Origin of the sequence: Moorena sp. SIO4G3 (assembly GCF_010692305.1) — a bacterium.
Lineage (GTDB): Bacteria > Cyanobacteriota > Cyanobacteriia > Cyanobacteriales > Coleofasciculaceae > Moorena > Moorena producens_A.
The window spans coordinates 14,980-16,407 of record NZ_JAAHIG010000197.1 but is presented as its reverse complement, the minus strand read 5'-3'; the positions used below and the strand labels follow the sequence as shown (position 1 = coordinate 16,407).

2 protein-coding genes are annotated in these 1,428 nt (G+C 36.6%); both read left to right on the top strand.

What is annotated here, in order from left to right; all coding sequences use genetic code 11:
* Positions 1 to 152: 152 nt before the first annotated feature.
* The gene (locus F6J99_RS27620; protein WP_293117309.1) at positions 153 to 740 is read left to right on the top strand and encodes a hypothetical protein; all 588 of its coding nucleotides are present in this window, start codon (positions 153 to 155) and stop codon (positions 738 to 740) included.
* 381 nt (positions 741 to 1,121) lie between these two features.
* On the top strand, positions 1,122 to 1,428 hold a 307-nt coding region (locus F6J99_RS27615; RefSeq protein ID WP_293117307.1), incomplete at its 3' end, for an endonuclease domain-containing protein.

The window sequence follows — 1,428 nt, the reverse complement described above, 5'->3', positions numbered from 1 at the left end:
TTCAATGATTGCTTCTATCACTTTTTTTCGGAGATCGTAACTATAGGGTTTGGGCATCGGTAATGGGATTGCTGTGTCTCAAACACTACTTCTAGTCTATGTCCTAACCGCTCTGGCGGCTGCTATACCTATTACCCATTACCTAAAACAAAATGATTCAAAACTTACTATCCCAAATCAGCGAGCAGCTTCAGAAAGAACTAATTCAAGACATCTCTAAATCTCAAATAGAAATTGTTGCTGCCTCTATTACCGAATCACCAACAAAACGACCACACATTAGTATCTATCCCGGTAAATGGGAAATTTTGCCAACATTGAGATCAAGCCATCCACAACAGTTACACCCGGAGCAACAAAACCCCACAATAATTACTACATCCAGGGAATTTAAACAAGCGTTTTTTATCGATATCTGCGACGCTGACCTAACTAACTTAGAAAAATTGGCTTCCCTAACTACAGGGATTATTTTAACTAACTACAAAGAACTAATCGAAAATTATAATTTATCAACAGCTAACAATTATCAAGCCCAACAAACATCGACAACCCACAGGATTAGCCAAATTACTATCCTTGAAGGTAGCTACGATTATCTTAATAATACCCCTAAACTTAAACTCAAATGGCAAGTTATCGGTCAAGTCAACTTTAGCAAAAGTATCACAGAATTTGTGGCTCCAATTGAAGAAATTGAAATTAATCAAACTGTAAGCAGTAAGCTTAACACAAGGTAATGGGTAATGGGTAATGGGTAATGGGTAATCGGGAATCGGGAATCGGGAATTGGTGGAAATTGTTGTATATCTGAAAACAGATTTTGGGGAATTTATTGCCCTAGGCAGTAGGTACCTTTTTGAGATCCCCCCCAGCCCCCCTTAATAAGGGGGGAGCTAGATAAAAGTCGCCCTGATTAAAAAAATCCCCCTGATTAAAAAAGTCCCCCTGATTAAAAAAGTCTCCCTTATTAAAAAAGTCTCCCTTATTAAAAAAGTCTCCCTTATTAAAAAAGTCCCCCTGATTAAAAAAGTCCCCCTGATTAAAAAAGTCCCCCTGATTAAGGGGGATTTAGGGGGATCCCAACTCTTCTACTAAACCAAAATATTTATTAATTTAAAATGTGTGATAACCAACAAAGACAATTCCATCTTCCTTATAATCACAAATTAGTAACCAGAGCTAGAGAATTAAGGAAAACAATGACACCAGCGGAGAAAAAGCTGTGGTCTGACTATTTGAAAAAGTTTAAGTTTAGAGTCTTGCGACAAAGACCGATTGGGAATTTTATTGTTGATTTTTATTGTGCTGCTTTCAAATTAGTTATTGAAGTCGATGGAGAGTATCATTCTACACAATCTGCTCAAGTTTATGATCAAGAAAGAACTCAAATTATTAAAGGGTATGGATTAAAAGTAATTCGATTTA